Source organism: Candidatus Proelusimicrobium volucris, from assembly GCF_959605025.1.
GTDB classification, from domain to species: Bacteria; Elusimicrobiota; Elusimicrobia; order Elusimicrobiales; family Elusimicrobiaceae; genus Proelusimicrobium; species Proelusimicrobium volucris.
In genome coordinates, this window is the sequence record NZ_CAUHCY010000003.1 from 1 (window position 1) to 17,402 (window position 17,402).

Here is a 17,402-nt window from a genome sequence, read left to right on the forward strand (position 1 = left end):
CGTACGTCGAGGTTTACCGAAAAGTCAAAAAACGCTTGACTGTTTTTTTTTTTTTGATAAATTTTCTCTGTGCCCAGCAAGGGCAAAAAAGGAGGAAGTTTATGAAAAACTTAAACAGGAAGGGTTTTACCCTCATAGAATTGCTTGTGGTGGTCTTGATAATCGGTATTTTGGCCGCCGTGGCATTGCCGCAATATTTTAAAGCGGTAGAAAAATCCAGAGCGTCGGAAGCTTTATCCATTATGGGTTCGGTAGCCGCAGCTATGGAAAGAACCAGATTGGCCAGTTCTGATAATCAATACACTAGTGATGTCGGCAATTTGGATATCGAGTTCCCCGATGTGGGAGAAGCCGGTACGGGAACTGGGAATGCCAGTGGCACTACTTGGCATAGCAAAAACTTTACCTTTTCCGTTAATGGTACAACTACGGCGAATGGCTTTGTAAAAGCTGAAAGAAACGGGACGACTAATAAATATGTAATTACCAGGTACTATTATAACGGTGTGGTAGGCTGCACCGATGGGACCGGCGGTGAGGGCTTTTGCGACTCTTTGGGCATTACTGCTGCTGCTGCTACTGGTAGCTAATAGTAATTTAATCAAAACAGCTTTGGTACTATAATCATATAGTACCCTCCTAAGGGGGGAGGCGTAAGCCTCCTCTCTTTTTTTCTGCTAATTTGTATATTTATTCTAAGAACTATGCCCTTATAAGAGGACTTTGCCGGTGAAGAATAAAGAAGTTGCAAGGTGCCTTTTGTGCTTGAGTGCGTCGCTTTTAAATATTTTAATTTCGGGGATTTGGAGTAATTTAATTGTCTGAGTAAAAACAGGATTTCCTTTTCTCTAAAGAACCCCCTCGTCAAAAGACGAGGGGTTCTTATATAAAATCTCGTATTATTTTTTGTTTCGCACCGCTCTTATGCTTTGCAGATGCTGATGATAATTCTTGCTGAATATGTGTCCGCCCGTTTCATTATCGGCTACAAAGTACAAAGCGTCAAAATTTGGTTCGGGATTGATTACCGCTTTGACCGAATTTACACTCGGGCTGGAAATAGGCCCCGGCGGCAAGCCATTGTATCGGTAGGTGTTATAAGGGGAATCTACTCTCAAGTCTTTAAGAGTGAGGCCCTTTTTCCAATGGCGGCCCTCCTTGGCGTTATAGCCCAAGGCGTATTGTACGGTCGGGTCGGCCTCGAGTTTCTTGCCGATTTTTACGCGGTTTAAATATACCGCGGCTATTTTAGGCCTTTCAGAATCCAAAATCGCCTCGCGTTCCACTATGGAAGCTATCGTCAAAAGCTCTTTTTCCGTTAATTTGCCTTTGTATTGTTTGATGAGTGGTTTGATGTTTTTGTCGTATTCGGCAAGCATAACGGCTATGACTTCCTGCGGCTGCATATCTTTGGGAAACATATATGTGGAAGGGAACAAATATCCTTCGGCATCGGCCTCTTTAGCCGCTTTTATAAAGGCGTATTTGTCTTTGATGATTTCGGCATTTTCCAAAGCTTCGGCAATTTCCTCTATTCGCCAGCCTTCAAGTATCTTTACTTTAAAATCTTTGGTGCCGGAATCGTTTATCAAACGCCAAATTACTTTGCTTGCCGGCATATTCTTGTTTAGAGTAAAGACTCCGCTCCTGAGCATAGGCGCCGCTCCGCTGAATTTAAGGCATATCTTAAACCACAGCGTACTTTTGATGATTTCATTATCTTTAAGTATTTGCGCTATTTGCCCCGCGTTTACGCCTGGCGGAATGGTTATTTCCGTCTCGGGCCCATAGGCGTTAAAATATTTGTACGCCCCTACGCCTAACGTAATAAAGGCGATAAGCAACAGACAAGTTACGGCTAATAGTATTTTCTTCTTCATTGATACCTATTTTATCAGTTTGACGAAATGCCTTTTCCCCGCTTGCAGAACAGCGTCTTGCGTAAGGTTTAAAGGTTCGTCGCGGTTTATTTTCTCGCCATCGAGTTTTACCGCGTTTTGGTCTATCAGGCGTCTGGCCTCGTTTTTGCTTTTGGCTATTCCCGCCTCTATAAGTATGGCGGAAATCAATTTGCCTTGCGCGTTTTTAAGCTCGGGCATATCGTCGGGGTTTTCCTTTTTGGAAAATACTTTCTCGAAATGTGCCAACCCCGCTTTTGCGCCGTCTTCCCCATGGAAACGTTTTACCAATATGGCCGCCAAATCTTTTTTAGCCTGCATGGGGTGCTTTTTCTTTACTTCTTCCAAGTCTTCCACGGTAAGAAGTTCGTAATATTGCAGCATCAATTCGTCGGATATGGACATTATTTTGCCAAACATATCTTCCGGCGAATCGTTAAGGCCGATATAGTTCCCGTAGGATTTTGACATCTTCTTTACCCCGTCCGTTCCCACAAGAAGCGGCATAGTCATTACCACTTGCGGTTCCTGTCCGTTATTTTTCTGAAGCTGCCTGCCTACCAGTAAATTGAAGATTTGGTCCGTTCCGCCAAGCTCCACGTCCGCTTTAAGCGCGACGGAATCCTGCCCCTGGAACAAGCTGTACATCACTTCCAGCACGCTTATGGGGTTGCCGGCTTTCATTCTCTTTTTAAAATCGTCTCTTTCCAATACCTGTGCCATGGTTACCTTGGACAATGTGCCCAATATTTCCTTGGAGGTAATAAAAGGGTCCAGCCATTCGCTGTTGAAGCGCACTATCGTTTTTGCGGGGTCAAGTACTTTAAAGGCTTGGTCGGTATAGGTTTTGGCGTTTTTTAAGATATCTTCCCTTTTAAGGATAGGGCGGGTGGTATCTCTGCCGGAAGGATCGCCTATCGCGGCGGTAAAATCACCTATTACCAAGGTTACCATATGTCCCAAATCCTGGAATGTCCTTAACTTGTTAAGTACTACGCTGTGCCCGAAATGCAGATCCGAACTTGTGGGATCGCAGCCCAATTTAATCATAAGTTGTTTGCCGCTGGAGAGTTTTTTCTCCAATTCGGCTTCGCTCACCAAGTCGACAGTTCCTCTTTTTAAGAGTTTTAAAACCTCTTTTACTTCCATAACTATACTCCCGCTAAAATATTTTGTCCATACCGAAAAATATAATATATTTTATCATTTTACTAAATGAAATTATAAGGCTCCGCCAATATTTTAACTTGCAGTTTCTTTGGCGCTTTGGTATTTGCCAGGGTTCTCAAAAAGCCTTTGAGCATTTCTCCGTCGGTGCTTTTTATCAGGTAATATTGCTGGTAAAGTTCATTTGAATGGATCCCGCATTTTACCGGCCCCTCTATTCTCATAAACGCGCCGTAGGATTCGCGCACTGCTTTTGCGGCCATTTCGCCGAAGGTGTTTAAGTCCTTTTCACTTTTTGAGGTAAAAAGCAATTTTACCAGTTTGGTGTAGGGGGGAAAGTGAAAATCTTTTCTGAACATAGCCTCGTTGGAGGCAAATTCCAGATATTTGTTTTCTTTAAGAATATTATAATCAAATAAATCGTCTTTTGAGGTTTGGACTATCAGTTTCGCGTTTCTGTATCTGTTAAGCCGCCCTTTAAGATTGAACAGGGTTTGGGCAAAGCGTTCGGCCGCGCGAAAATCGGCCGAATTTAATTCCAGATCGGCGTCGAGCAGTGCGGCTAAATTTATTTTGCCGCCGCAAAGGCCGGCGTTTAAGGCCAAATTGGTGCCTATTATAATATCGGCCTGATTGTCCTTTAGGGCTTCTTCGACGAAGTGTCCCTCGTCTTTTTTTGTTTTAAGGGTTTGGGAATCCAATCTATAAACGCGCGCCTGGGGGAATATTTTGTAAATTTCTTCCGTTGCGGCTTGTGTGCCCCCGCCGAGAGATCTGAATATTTCGTTCTTGCACAGCGGGCAGATTTGCTTTATGCTTTCTTTAGCGCCGCATTTGCGGCATATTAAGTAATCTTCTTTATGGTTTTTTATTCTGCTTAGCACCGCTCCGCATTTTTTGCATTTGGCGTAAGCGCGGCAATTAAGGCAGGCGTAGACACCGCTGTATCCAAGTCTGTTCAAAATCAGCAGGCTTTGTCCGCCGTGCAGCATATTATCGTGCAGGAGTTTTATAAGTTCGTCGGATATTAACTTTGATTTTTTACCCGTCTTCGGCACTGTTATGATTTGGGTTTCATTATTAAACTGCGGCAGAGGATGGGGGAAAAAGCTGGCTTTTAATTTATTTTCTTCCTTTAATTTAAGAGCTTCGAGCGAGGGTGTGGCGCTTATAAGTATAACTTTACCGCCCGTGAGGTTTGCTCTTTCTATGGCCACTTCCCTGGTATGGTAGTAGGGTTTTGAATCTTCCTGTTTAAAATCTTTGCTTTCCTCGTGGAAGATTAAAGTAAGGCACAGATTTTTAAACGGCAGCAGGCAGGCAGATCTTGTGCCGACGACAATGCAGGGTTTTCCCAAAATAATTTCCGCCGCGGCCGTTTTCCTTTTGCTTAAAGATACTTTACTGTGCCACATTAAAATATGATGCGCGCCGAATTTTTTGTTTATTACCTCAATTAAATTGGCGGAACTGATAATATCGGGTACTAATACCAACACTTGCCCGCCTTGGTTTAACACGTTGTAGGCCAGGCTTAGAGCGGCCTCGGTTTTACCTGAAAGATTTGCGCCGTAAAATAAATTTATTTGGTTTTGTCTTGCGTTTTTTATGGCTTCTTTTTGTTCTTGGCTGTATGTGCCCGCGGGGTAGAAAAGAGGCAGATCCTTTTCCGGAGAAGGTTTATAGGAATCCAAAAGTTTTTGATTGAATATTGCGGGCAGCAATACGTTCAGCGTTTCACCCAAAGTATTGGCGTAATTTTGCTCTATAAAATGGGCAAGCGGGAAAAGTTCTTTTCCAAATAGAACTCTTTCATCTTCTATCGATAATACGGATTTTAACTCTACTCCGCTTGGCAGTTCTGGTTTAGTATCCAAAGCGGTAATGTATCCCGTTTGTACAGCCCTGCCGAAGGGAACTTTTACCCTCAAACCCAAAGCGGCTTTATTTTCCAGTTCTTTTGGCAGCGCATAATCAAAACTTTTATTAAGCGCTATCGGCAGGGAGACGGATATATTCATAGCGTTTATTTGGCTTGGGGTATTTTGCCCATATCGGCCAAGAGTACTTTTAGGTTTTCCCAAGCCTCTTTCTTCCAGCTGGGATTTCTGAGAAGAGCGGCGGGGTGGAAGGTTGCAAGTATTTTAACGGGTTTATCCAGTTCCACGCAAGTAAGATTAAGATCGAATATTTTGCCCCGTACCGCGCCAAAGGTTTGGTTTTGGCTTATAAGCGTTTTCGCCGCGACACCGCCTAAAGCTACCACATAATCGGGAGATATGGTCTTTATTTGTTGTTCTAAATATCTTCTGCATACGGCGATTTCGTCCGGGTAAGGCGCTCTGTCGTTGGAGCGTTTATCGGGGTTGGAAGGATCCACCATAGGGTGGCATTTTACGATATTTGCGATGAACACTTCCTCGCGGGTAAAGCCCATGGCCGCTATTATTTTATCAAGCAGCTGCCCCGCGCGCCCCACGAACGGGCGGCCCTGACGGTCTTCCTCATAGCCGGGGCCTTCCCCGACGAACATTATTTTTGCGTTTACGTTGCCTTCGCCCGGCACGGCCTTTATGCGTGTTTTGCCCAGTTCGCATTTTTGGCAGCCGTTTATCATTTGGGCTATATAAGCAATTTCTTTGGTTTTAGCGTCGGAGGTCTTCCCGTCGAGCGGGGAATTCTCTTTTGGTAGGGGGTGTATATCTCTGTTCTGCATTTTTAAAGGAGAATGGTTTTCTGTTATCCCGCTATTTTTTACGTCGGAAGTAAAAGCAGCCTTATCTTGTGCTAAGGCTGCTTTTAAAATCAGGTCTTCTTCCTGTGCGTTTTGCAGGAAAGCTTTAAGACCGGCCGCTATTTCCTTAATTTCTTTGCTCATTTCGTGCGAAGATTATAATTTAAGAGGCTCTTTGGCCTTTCTTTCGGCTTCTTTTCTGGCTTCTTCCTCTTCACGTTTCTGTTGGGCCAAAGCGTCGGTTGAACCCTGCAGGACCATTTCTTTGGTCACTTTGCCGGTTAAAATATCGTCTAAGGCTACCTTGATTACGGTGGCGTCAGGCTGATTTTTATATTCGGCCTTTTTCTTTAATACTTTTGCCCACATTGAGGCCAACACTACCATACTGTATTTATCGCCGTCAAAATCAACCAGCTTATTTTCGATATCATTATCCTGTATTGCCATTTTCTTCTCCTGCGCTTTTATTATTTAAATTTTTTCGTCGATCTTTTTACTTTTAACCGTTCGGCTCGTATTATCGCTTTGCAGTCGGCTACAGCCTGTTCAAAATCGTCGTTTATTACCAGATAGTCATAATTCTTTATGCATTTAAGTTCTTTTTTCGCGCTGGCTAGGCGAACTTTTATATCTGTTGTTCCGTCATTGCGGGATGCGATTCGTCTTTTAAGTTCGTCAAAGCTGGAAGGGGTAATGAAAATAGATACCGCCTGCTTATAGACTTTTTTGACTGTTTTCGCGCCCTGTACATCTATTACCAATACTGGCGTTTTGCCCGCTTTTATAAGTTTGTCCAAAGAACTTTTCGGTATCCCGTAATAGTTCACATGCACTTTGGCCCATTCCGCCATAGCACCTTTGTTTATTGCGTTTTCGAACCGTTTAACCGACCAAAAATGATAATCTTTCCCGTCGATTTCGCCCTTCCGAGGCGCCCTGGTGGTAGCAGTTATCACGCGCGAGAGCCCGTCGTCTTCAAGAAGACGCGCGACTATTGAGGTTTTACCTCCGCCTGACGGCGCTGAAATAATTAAGGGAAAGCACTCCATATACATTAGATATTCTATTAAATTATATTTAGTTAAACAAGGGAAAAAGAAAAAATATAAACAATAAAATCCGCTTGCAAATATAAATTCTTTTTTTCTATACTGATAGGGAAATATTGTAAAGAGGTAACATCTCAGGTATACTTATAGAAAGACCCGGGTGGAGGAAAAGCATATGCTTAGAAACAAAAAAGCTTTGAAAGGAAGAAAAGGCTTTACTTTAATGGAAGTGTTGGTTACGGTTATAATCGTCGGAGTATTGGCGGCGATAGCGTATCCAGTATTCAGCAAGTCAATAGCCAAGGCGAGAGCGACCGAGGCTGTCAATTTGCTTGAAATAGTCAAGAATAAACAAATACAGAATTTTGCCACGACAGGCGAATATGCGACTAACGTTTCTGACTTTAAAAAACTGACTACCGGAAAAGAAAATTTGGCTGAAGGCGTGGTAAACGAGAATTATTATGTCAGTCTAAATCAGGAAAAGGCTTGCGCCTCTGTATCGTACAAAAAAGGCGAGAATGAGATTTTCACTTTTTCCGCCGGTTATGAGACTCCCGGCCTTGGCTGCACGGGTAATGTTTGCAGCAGCTTTGGCGATATTATAGGCAGTGCGGAATCCGTTTGCGACGTAGCATTGCCGGAGCCTGAACCGGAAGTTCCGCCATGCACAGGTTGCCCTGGCGCGCAGCCTACATGCCCTGTCGGTCAAACGGGTAGCTATACTTGCAATATGACCACCTGCCAGTGGGAAGGATCTTGTTCCCCGATAGATGGGTGGTGCGACGGGCAGACAAGGACCTGTACCAGCGATGAGGGGACAGATTGTCATCAAACCTGTTCCGGAACTACATGGGGCAGCTGCGTATGCAATAATGTTTATACCTGTACGCCTGGTTCGTCCGGTTCGTTCCAAAGCTGTAAAGGTACCTGCAAGTCTGACGGAAGCGGATATGAATGCACCGGAGATACGGATAGCCATTACTGCTCGGACAAAAATACATGTTTGGCCTTTGACAAAACTTGCGCCGATGGAACCGTTCAGAAACAAACTTGCGATGACGGCGTAACGGTACTTTCCAGAACATTCCACATTAAAGGTGGCTGGAGCTGTGAGTTTAATACTGCCGCCTGCAAATGTGAATAGGTTTTGATTTTATAAATAAAAAAGGCCCCGTACTTTTGATAAGGTTTGGGGCCTTTTTGTTATAAAATAAATTCCTGGTAAAGTAATAGAAAATTATAAAAGGGAAACAATAATAAATTTCCCTTGCAGGTTTATTATATGGTATAAAGAGTTTAGTTAGGGAGGGAAGGTTATGTTTAGGATAAAAGCTATGCTTGTTTTTATGTGCTTGTTTTTGTTTGCTTTAGCAGAAACATATTCCCAAACGGTAATGCCGATAATAAAGAATTGCACTACGTTAGGTCAAGAGCAGTTCCTTTCTTGTGAGAGGACATTGCCTAACGGTGAAGTTCAAAGAGCGCGCGGAGCTTGTGTATGCCGTAATTTGGGAGGAATGTGGGATTGGCAGGGGGGATGCACCTTGCCGTCAGCTACATATACGGAAAGCAATACCTTGGGTCAAACCAGAACGTGTACTATGCCTAGTGAAGTAAGGGGATGCGGTACTTTTTCCGCGGTAGTAGATATAAGTGCACAATGTGGAGAATGGAGCGGCGGTCTTATTACTCCCGTATTGACGCAGTGTAAAGTAGGTGATATTGAGTATTTGCCTTCCGGCGAGTGTGATACCATATCCAGAGTTTGCTGTGCAGGAGATCGCGCTTTACCTACATGGAGTGAATGGGGGAAGGGCTGCCCTACTACATGCAGTACCTCAAACAAACCATCAACAAGAACGACTTGTAATGGCGGCTATAAGTACAGAACGGTAACTTGCAATACTTCTACGGGAGAATGGCAAACCGGCTCTTGGGGAGATTGTGATTGCAGCGATCCCGCATATGAGAAAGTTACTTTGCGTGGCGGCGGTACCTGTTGCCAGCGAAAAGACGGCACAGGCTTAAGGTGTTTCAACGATGGGGAAATTCCCTATGGTTGGGTAAAGATGGGGACGCCTTGCTGGAATAAGATCGACTGTGGGACATCGCCTCTTCCTGAGTGCAACGAATCTTTAAGCGGCACATATTGGAGCAAATGGGAAACTAGCGGCGGTATGGTATCGACCGGATGCGGTTCTCAATATGGTCATATTAACGGAGCGGGTTTTTGTCAGCAGTATCTGTGCAGACAAGGCGGTTAAGTTTAGGCTATTGACGATATATCTATAAAATATGAAATCCCCCGCTTTGGCGGGGGATTTTTATTTTTTGTATTTCCTGCTATGGCAGGAGAAATTTTTGTATTTCTTTTCTTAAGCTGTTAATATAAAAGTTGTTAATATCTGCCCTCCGATAGGTAAAGATAGAAATTTAATCAATATTTTGATTGCCTGATAAATCCGTTAAATTCTCTACCGAGTATTTAAATTCGATTTGAGGTCTCTTGAAGCCCCAAAACGCTTGACTGGTTTTTTTTTTTTTGATAAATTTTTCCTATCTATTGGGCTGCTTATCTGGAAGTAGGCCTTTTTGAGACTATATTGCATCGTATGCCGGGTTTAGCAGCTTAAACTTAAAAAGGAGGTAAAAATAATGGTTAGTTTAAATAGTGTTTCTCATTTAAAATTTATACTGACGTTTAGCTTGTTATTGTTATTTTCTTATAATGCTTATGCAGCTTTTGGAATTGGTGACAACGTAAAACCTGTTTGGCTTTGCATTAAAGGTCAAACCAAATGTTGCGTAAACGGCACAAGGAGTTGCTGTCCGGATAATGGGACTATCTATGATACTACCAGCTGTTCCTGTACGGAAGGGACAAAACAGTATAAGCCTAAAGGGAGTTGCGGAACGTCAATACAAACTTGTTGTTCGGACGGAACGTGGAGCGGCTGGGATTCTTCCTGCCCCGTATCTAAGACTTGTTCCAGTTCTACCAAACCATCAACAAAAACGACTTGTAATGGCGGCTATAAGTACAGAACGGTAACTTGCAATACTTCTACGGGAGAATGGCAAACCGGCTCTTGGGGAGATTGTGATTGCAGCGATCCCGCATATGAGAAAGTTACTTTGCGTGGCGGCGGTACCTGTTGCCAGCGAAAAGACGGCACAGGCTTAAGGTGTGCCACTGATCAAGAAATAATAGGTAACAGATGGGAAAGTTGGGGGCGGGACCCAAGTTATTTCTGTTACAATATGGGTGGTCCAGGCGGGACTATTTTGGGTTGTAGCAACGTGGTAGCTGGTGCAGAGTGCAGTCCTCAGGGATCTCGATGTTGTCGTAATTTCGAAGTTTTCTATTGTAGATAGAAAGTTTTACCGAAGAGGGAACTCTTCGGCTCCCAACTAACCGCCCCGCCGTGAAAACGGCGGGGTTTTTCCTTCCGCAAATTATTAATGGACAAAGAAAATCCCCCGCTTTGGCGGGGGATTTGTGTTAAGAGATTTTGTAAGCTATATTTTGCTTATTCTTCTCGTTATTGTTTTCTTTTGTATACATTCGATGGTATCACCGGGTTTTATTTGGCGGCAGCCGTCTATCGATATGCCGCATTCATAGCCCTTTTCCACCTCTTTGACGTCGTCCTTGAAGCGCTTTAAGCCCGATATTTTGCCTTTAAATATCTGTTCCGAGCCGCGCATTACTTTTACTTCGTATCCGCGTACCACTTTGCCTTCCTCTATATAAGAGCCTGCGACAAAGCCGGAACTTAAGTCAAAGGTTTGGCGTACCGTCGCCAGGCCGACTCGTTCTTCCACTATTTCAGGCTCAAGCAAGCCTTCCATGGCGGCGCGCAAGTCTTCAAGAAGCTCAAATATGATATTGTACTTCCTGATTTCTATGCCTTCTTTTTCGGCCTCTTCGGCGGCTTTTGTGTCGCTGTCGACGTTAAAGGCGATAATTACCGCATTACTTGCTTTGGCAAGCAAGATGTCCGATTCGTTTACATTGCCCGCGCCTGAGTGGATAATCTTCACCTGGACTTCTTCGGTCGGCGTTCTTAGTATGGCGTCTTTGATCGCTTCTATCGAGCCGTGTACGTCGGCCTTCAATATTATGGAGAGTTCCTTCACCTTTTTGCCGTCTATATCGCTCTTTAAACTCGTCAGAGAAACATGCTTTTGATGTGCCAATTTCTCCTCCTTATGGGCGAGCTTTCTTTTTTCGGCGATATGTTTAGCCTCTTTCTCACTTTCGGTGACAAATAAAGTATCGCCTACTGCGGGCGGCTCGCCGTTGATGCCTAGTACTTCCGCCGGTACCGAGGGGCCAGCGCAGGGCAGCCTCTTGCCGTGTTCGTCTATAAGCGCCCTTATTTTACCGTAGTTTGTGCCTACTATAAAAGGATCGCCCACCCTCATGGTGCCTTTTTGTACCAATACGGTAGCGACGACGCCGCGTTTATTGTCGCGCTTACTTTCGAGTATTACGCCTACGCCGCGTCTGTCGGGATTGGCTTTAAGTTCCATCATTTCCGCCTGGAGGCTTATCATCTCCAAGAGTTTATCGATGTTAATTCTCTTTTTGGCGGAAATTTCTACGTAAATGGTATTGCCCTGCCATTCTTCCGGGATAAGCCCGCGGTTTGCCAATTCCTGCTTTATTTTATCTGGATTGGCGCCGGGCAAATCTATTTTGTTTATCGCCACTATGATAGGCGCACCCGCCGATTGTGCGTGGTTGATAGCCTCTATTGTTTGCGGCATTATGCCGTCGGTAGCGGATACCACCAGTACGACGATATCCGTCGCTTGCGCTCCTCTGGCCCTCATGGCGGTAAAAGCCTCGTGGCCGGGGGTATCAAGGAAGGATATGTATCCGCGCGGGGTTTTTACCCTATACGCGCCGATATGCTGCGTTATGGCGCCGAATTCGCCCGCCACTACGTTTGAATGTCTGATCGCGTCGAGCAAACTGGTCTTGCCGTGGTCGACGTGCCCCATAATGGTTACTACCGGAGCTCTGGGTTTTAAGTGCGCGGGATCTTCCTGTTCGCTGTCTTCCGCGGCGATTTTATCTTCCGCAAATTCCTGGATTATTTCCGCCTTAAAACCGCATTCGGCCACCACAAGCTCTATCATATCCTGCTCAAGCCTTTGGTTTATGGTGGCGAATATCCCCATGCCCATCAGCTTTTTGATAAAGTCGTTTATCTTGATGTCCATCTTTTCGGCCAATTCCTTTATTGTCGGCTGGCCCAAGATTTTTATTACTTTCTCGTCAGTTTTTTGAGGCTGGGCGGGTTTATCCTCGTGCCTTTTATGGTCATGGCGGTTGGAATGATCGCCATGCGGACGATTATCCGCCTGCGGCTGCGGAGCAGGTTTGTTTTCCTGCTTAAACTCTTTTTTCGGAGTTTGTTCGGCAGGTCTTGGAGTCTCCTGCGTTTTTGGCGCGGTCTGGCTAAAAGAAGTTTCGCTTTGCGCCTCTACGGGTTGTTTTGGCGTTTCTGGGACTTTCGGTTCCTCGCGCTTCTTTTGCTCTTGTTGGATTTCCTGCTCTTTAAGTTCCGGCTGAGGCGCAGCGATTTGTGCTTGCGCCTGAAGCTGAACAGTTTCTTCCGCAGTTGCGGCTTTAGTATCTTGAACTTCTTTTTTAACAGATTTTTTTGAACCCGTCGTCTTTTTTGCCGCAGGCTTTTTTGGAGCGGCGGTTTTCTTTGCGCCCGTCGTTTTCTTGGCCGCGGGTTTCTTTTCCGCGGAGGTTTTTTTAGCGGCCGTTTTTTTGGCGGCGGTTTTCTTTACTGTTTTCTTTTTATCCTGTTCCTCGTCGGTATTAGTGGGTTTCTTCGTTGGTGTCATCTTCCGCCTCCTCGTGTTCGGCCAAATATTTTTTGGCGCCTTCTATAATCTTTTCGGCCGTTTTCTCGCCTACGCCTTGCAATGTCGCCAGGTGTTCCGGTGTCAAAGAGGCTATTTTCTCTATGGAGTTAAAGCCCGCTTTTACCAATACTTCCGCTATTTTCGGCCCTATGCCTTCTACGTCTGCCAAAGTTTCCTGCAGCATTTGGGCTGCTTCCAAACCTTCTTGGTTCTTCTGGGATTCGCTCTTTACTTCAAGTTCCCAGCCGCATACTTTGGAAGCCAACTTTATATTCTGCCAGTCTTTGCCTATCGCTATTGCCAGTTGATCGTCGGGTACTATTACCAAAGCCTGTTTCTTCTCCATGCTGTTTATTCTTACGGAGAGGACTTTCGCGGGTGAAAGCGAATTGACAATATTGGTTACGGAATCGTCGCTGTAATTGATAAGGTCTATTTTCTCGCCGGAAAGTTCATTGGTTACGGCTCTTATTCTTATGCCTCTCATACCGACGCAGGTGCCGATGGGGTCTATTTTGTTGTCATTGCTTTTTACTACCACTTTGGCCCTGAAGCCGGGGTCTCTCACGATGGCTTTAGTTTCAATTATGCCGTCGGAAAGCTCCGGTATTTCCACTTTCATCAATTCCTTTAAAAATTCGGGCGAAGTTCTGGAAAGTATAATGTATGGCCCTCTCTGTCCTTTATCCATTTTGTAGGCCGCGGATTTGTATCTGCTTAATACAGGGTCGTCTTTGACGTCGGCGAAATCTGTCTGGTTGAGCACTCTTGTTATTATGGCTTTGACTCTGCCGCCGTGTACGAAGCGCTCTTTCCTGATTTGTTCGCAATAAGGCAAAATGGCTTCCGCTTTGCCTAAGTCTACTATGATATCGCGGTCGGAAAATCTCCTTACCAAACCCGTTACGACTTCGCCTTCCCTGGGTTTAAATTCTTTGTAGAGATTATCTCTCTCAATACCTCTTACTTTTTGGATAAGCACCTGCTTGGCTATCTGTGCGGCTATGCGGGAGAAATCCTCAACGTTAAGAGTATTTACAATCTCTTCCCCGATTTGGGCCGAGGGTTTTATCGCTTTGGCGTCCTGGAGGGATATTTCCGTCTCCGGGTTGGTTACCTCTTCGGATACGATTAAAGTCCGATAGGCGGTTATGGTGCCTTCTTCGGTATCTATCTTGGCGGATAAAACGGCGGTTTTACCCAAATGTTTCCTTAAAGCGGAGATAAGGGCGTCTTCTATGGTTTTTAAGGTGTCTTCCCTTTTGATGTTCTTTTCTCTCTCCAAACTCTCCAAGGCTAAAAGTAAATCTTTGCTCTGCATTTTTTTGTTTCTCCTGTTGATAAGTTAAAATTCCGTTACCGGGTCAAGATTGGCTTTTTTCAAAGCGTCGTATTTGAAGGTGAACTTGGTAGTTCCGTCGTCCAATACGAACTGTTCGTCGTCGGCCGAGTCTATCAAGCCGGTAAAGCAGGCCCTTTTTTCTATGGGCTCTTTGGTGTATATTTTGGCTCTCTCGCCGATAAATCTTTTAAAATGTGCGGGCTTTTTAAGCACTCTTTTTATGCCTGGGGAGGAAACCTCCAGTATATAGGCGCCCTCGATAAGGTTTTCCATAGTCAGAACGGCGTCGATTTTGTTTGACAAAATTTCGCAATCGTTAAGGTTCACGCCGCCTTCTTTATCGACGAAGAACTGTAAAAGTTTCTTGCTGCCGTGCGCTTGGATTATAAGGTCTATAAGTTCATAGCCTTGGGTTTCCAGCGCTTTGGCGACGGATTCTTCAATATAGTTTTTATTTTTCATAAAGTGCTTCCTCTAAAACAAAAGCGACTTGCTAAGACAAGTCGCTTAAGTAATCTTTAAGATAATTTATTATAACATAAATAGGCGTTGGGGTAAAGAGCTTTGCCTTTTGATATAATTTAAACGTGAACGCAAAAGATTTTATTAAAAACCGCGCCGCGCGCCTGGGCTTTGATTTATTGTTCGTAAAATTTGTGTTTGTCGGTATTTTTAATACGATATTTGGCTATTCGGCCTACGCTTTTTTTGTTTTTATCGGCTGCGGCGATTTTACCGCCCCGCTGTTTGCTACCGTATGCGGAGTGCTTTTTAACTTTAAGACGATAGGGGAGTTGGTTTTCGGCAATTCGTCAAACAGGCTGATATTTAAGTTTTTTGGGGTCTATTTGTTTACGTACGCGCTTGCGGTAGCCTTGCTTAAAATATTCGCGTTCGCGGGCTTGGAAAACAGATATGTTTCCGGCGCTTTGATACTCGCGCCGATGGCTTTGATAAGTTTCTTTTTGAACAAGAATTTCGTTTTTAAAACGGAGAAATGATATGAAACCTCTCATTTTCGTAGTGTCCAGCGCTTTTAACGAGCAGGAAAACGTCAAACCGCTTTATTATAGGGTTAAGGAACAGTTTGATCGATTGAGCGATAAATACGATTTCCAATATTTGATACTTGATAATGCCTCCACTGACAATACTTTGGCGGAACTTAAAAAGCTGGCCGCGGAAGAAAAACAGCTCGGCGTTGTTGCCAATATGAGGAACTTTGGACATATTCGTTCGCCTTATTATGGAATAATGCTTTCCTTGCAGACGCGTGCGGCGGCGGTTATTTATTTGGCTTCAGACTTGCAGGACCCGCCGGAACTTATTCCCGAATTTATAAAAAAATGGGAAGAGGGGTATAAAGTCGTATTCGGGCAAAAGACTTCAAGCCGCGAAAATAAATTTATTTATTTTTTGAGGGGCCTGTATTATAAACTGTTAAGAAAATTCAACGACAGCGGCGCCAATTTGCTTGAGCAGTGCACGGGTTTTGGGCTTTTCGACAGGGAAGTGATAGAAAGACTTGCCAAGATAGATGATCCTTATCCTTACCTGCGCGGGATAGTGGGGGAACTTGGCTATCCTGCCGCGCTGATACCTTTCAAGCAGCCGCGCCGTTTTGGCGGAATTACGAAAAATAATTGGTATACTCTTTACGATAATGCGATGCTCGGTTTTACCAATCACAGCCGTTTGCCTCTTAGAATAGCGGCGATAGGCGGATTTATATTGTCTATACTGTCTATTCTGACGGCTTTTGTCTACTTTGTGCTTAAATTGTTGTTTTGGAATAGCTTCCCTATGGGGCAAGCGCCTTTGCTTATAGCGGTGTTTTTCTTCTTTTCAGTACAGCTTTTCTTTATGGGTATTATAGGCGAATATTTGGGCGCGGTTTTGACACAACTTTTAAAACGTCCCATGGTAATCGAGAAAGAAAGAATAAACTTTTAATCTTTAGGCAAACTACATACGTTCTTCGTTTCTGCCCGGCTCTCTGCCGCTGGCGAACTTGCGATTGTAATATTGTTCGATATAATAATGGCGGCGTCCCATTTCGTCCATAAAGTCTATGGTAAGGTTTGTTGTCGGGCCTTTGGGGATATCGTATACGGGCGCGTATATGCAGGTATTGTCGGGCGTTGTAAGCATTTTCTCTATAACGGCTTTTCTTTGCAGACTTTGCCTGTAAAGCGAGAAATAGGGTTTGCTGAAAGGCACTATTATGAAGGCGACGTAAAGTGCCAGCGCTGCGGCAAAATAAGGCGTCAAATTGAATTTATATTCGTCTTTTATGTAATTGGCGAAAAAGAGCACCGCCGCAATCGTAAACAAAGAAGCGCTGTAACAAGCCCTGTGCGGGCGTATCGGCAGAAGGAAAAACACCATAGCCAATACGAAGCTGACGAAACAGCTTAAAACCAGCATTAGGAAGGCTTCGTTTTTTATCGCCCGTTTAAATTTGTCCATGGCGCATAAAACCGCGGCCAAGCATAAAACGGGCAAAGCGTAAAGAGAACTTGCCATAAACAAATCCATATTAGCCAAATGGTGCATAGCTCTATCAAAGAGCGGCCTTTGGTTTAACGCTTTCGTGATAAAATTCAAATTATTTCTGTAATGATAGGCGGGCGAACTGAACATCAGCGCCAATCCCGCGGCGACGCCCGCAAAAAGGTGGGGGAACCAATTGGGGATTTTCTTCTTGAGGATAAACGCCGCCAAAGTATATAAACCGCAGAGGCAAAATATCATAGGGGCGGAGTTTTCGTTATTCATACCGAGTATTATCCCCGCGAAAAAAGCCGCTATCCTCGTAAAGGAATTGGACGGTATAAAATCGGGTTCGTGCCAAGTTTTTCTGAGTACGGCGCAAAAAGCCATAAACATAACGCCCAGCATCAGATAATTTACGGAACCCGCAAACCAAAAAATAGTTTGGTCGGGCTGGGTTACCAGAAATACGCTCGCCAAAGCTATAAAGAGAAAGGCGGGCAAATCTTCAAGTTTCTTGAAGTTGGGCATTCTTAGGTATACCAGGTAAAATATGGAGTATACCAAAGCCAGCTGCGCCAAAGGATTAAGAATTAGGAACAGCCATTTATAGCCTTGTATCAGTATAATGTTTATCAGGCCGCCTATTCTGGCGCAAACGGTGATAAAAGCCCAAAAATAGCATTCTAAATTATGGACGGGGCATAGAAGTTCGTCTTCGCTTATCGGATACAGGTAAGTAAAGAACCAAATAAAAGCCAAATACAGCCCCGTCAACAATCCCCAAAACAGATAACTGGCCAAGGTCTTCTTGGATAGCATTT

General features: G+C 44.4%; 15 protein-coding genes. 5 read left to right on the plus strand and 10 right to left on the minus strand.

All coding sequences use genetic code 11. The features are described from left to right. Positions 1–101: 101 nt before the first annotated feature. Entirely contained in the window at positions 102–590 is a 489-nt protein-coding gene (locus ACQY3M_RS03535; RefSeq protein ID WP_428066087.1) for a type IV pilin protein, read from the plus strand. Between the two features lie 309 nt (positions 591–899). Here ACQY3M_RS03535 and mltG read toward each other — a convergent pair whose 3' ends face one another. The 6 genes from mltG to gmk form a co-directional block, all read right to left on the minus strand. Further along, positions 900–1,880 carry an endolytic transglycosylase MltG gene (mltG, locus tag ACQY3M_RS03540; protein WP_428066088.1) on the minus strand — a complete coding sequence of 327 codons (981 nt, stop codon included), beginning with the start codon at positions 1,878–1,880 and terminating at the stop codon, positions 900–902. Between the two features lie 6 nt (positions 1,881–1,886). Then, positions 1,887–3,047 (minus strand): tyrosine--tRNA ligase, encoded by a 1,161-nt coding sequence (gene tyrS, locus ACQY3M_RS03545; RefSeq protein WP_428066089.1) that lies wholly within the window; start codon positions 3,045–3,047, stop codon positions 1,887–1,889. A 62-nt stretch (positions 3,048–3,109) separates the two neighbouring features. Beyond that, the gene (gene priA / locus ACQY3M_RS03550; protein WP_428066090.1) at positions 3,110–5,086 is read right to left on the minus strand and encodes a replication restart helicase PriA; all 1,977 of its coding nucleotides are present in this window, start codon (positions 5,084–5,086) and stop codon (positions 3,110–3,112) included. 5 nt (positions 5,087–5,091) lie between these two features. Then, complete coding sequence (locus tag ACQY3M_RS03555) at positions 5,092–5,943, minus strand: uracil-DNA glycosylase (protein ID WP_428066091.1); 852 nt, start codon at positions 5,941–5,943, stop codon at positions 5,092–5,094. Positions 5,944–5,955: 12 nt separating this feature from the next. Then, positions 5,956–6,249 carry a hypothetical protein gene (locus ACQY3M_RS03560; RefSeq protein WP_428066092.1) on the minus strand — a complete coding sequence of 98 codons (294 nt, stop codon included), beginning with the start codon at positions 6,247–6,249 and terminating at the stop codon, positions 5,956–5,958. 20 nt (positions 6,250–6,269) lie between these two features. Continuing rightward, positions 6,270–6,851 (minus strand): guanylate kinase, encoded by a 582-nt coding sequence (gene gmk / locus ACQY3M_RS03565; protein WP_428066093.1) that lies wholly within the window; start codon positions 6,849–6,851, stop codon positions 6,270–6,272. Between the two features lie 175 nt (positions 6,852–7,026). Here gmk and ACQY3M_RS03570 point away from each other — a divergent pair, with 175 nt between their 5' ends. Continuing rightward, positions 7,027–7,998: a type IV pilin protein gene (locus tag ACQY3M_RS03570; protein ID WP_428066094.1), complete on the plus strand. Its 972-nt coding sequence runs from the start codon at positions 7,027–7,029 to the stop codon at positions 7,996–7,998. A 172-nt stretch (positions 7,999–8,170) separates the two neighbouring features. Further along, positions 8,171–9,118, plus strand: a complete 948-nt coding sequence (locus ACQY3M_RS03575) for a hypothetical protein (RefSeq protein WP_428066095.1) — start codon at positions 8,171–8,173, stop codon at positions 9,116–9,118. A 1,255-nt stretch (positions 9,119–10,373) separates the two neighbouring features. Here the strand turns inward: ACQY3M_RS03575 and infB are convergent. The 3 genes from infB to rimP are packed head-to-tail and all read right to left on the minus strand — an operon-like array spanning position 10,374 to position 14,547. Next, positions 10,374–12,722: a translation initiation factor IF-2 gene (gene infB, locus ACQY3M_RS03580; protein WP_428066096.1), complete on the minus strand. Its 2,349-nt coding sequence runs from the start codon at positions 12,720–12,722 to the stop codon at positions 10,374–10,376. Next, positions 12,697–14,064: a transcription termination/antitermination protein NusA gene (gene nusA, locus ACQY3M_RS03585; protein ID WP_428066097.1), complete on the minus strand. Its 1,368-nt coding sequence runs from the start codon at positions 14,062–14,064 to the stop codon at positions 12,697–12,699. The genes infB and nusA overlap by 26 nt, the downstream gene beginning before the upstream one ends. Positions 14,065–14,088: 24 nt before the next feature. After that, positions 14,089–14,547, minus strand: coding sequence for a ribosome maturation factor RimP (rimP, locus tag ACQY3M_RS03590; protein WP_428066098.1), 459 nt, complete (start codon positions 14,545–14,547; stop codon positions 14,089–14,091). A gap of 125 nt (positions 14,548–14,672) precedes the next feature. On the opposite strand from rimP, the gene ACQY3M_RS03595 reads away from it, so the two are divergent. Together ACQY3M_RS03595 and ACQY3M_RS03600 are read left to right on the plus strand one after the other, a co-directional pair. Continuing rightward, entirely contained in the window at positions 14,673–15,086 is a 414-nt protein-coding gene (locus ACQY3M_RS03595) for a GtrA family protein (protein ID WP_428066099.1), read from the plus strand. Between the two features lies 1 nt (position 15,087). Next, positions 15,088–16,038: a glycosyltransferase family 2 protein gene (locus ACQY3M_RS03600; protein ID WP_428066100.1), complete on the plus strand. Its 951-nt coding sequence runs from the start codon at positions 15,088–15,090 to the stop codon at positions 16,036–16,038. Positions 16,039–16,050: 12 nt separating this feature from the next. Here ACQY3M_RS03600 and ACQY3M_RS03605 read toward each other — a convergent pair whose 3' ends face one another. Continuing rightward, positions 16,051–17,400, minus strand: coding sequence for a DUF6056 family protein (locus tag ACQY3M_RS03605; protein WP_428066101.1), 1,350 nt, complete (start codon positions 17,398–17,400; stop codon positions 16,051–16,053). Positions 17,401–17,402 lie beyond the last annotated feature (2 nt).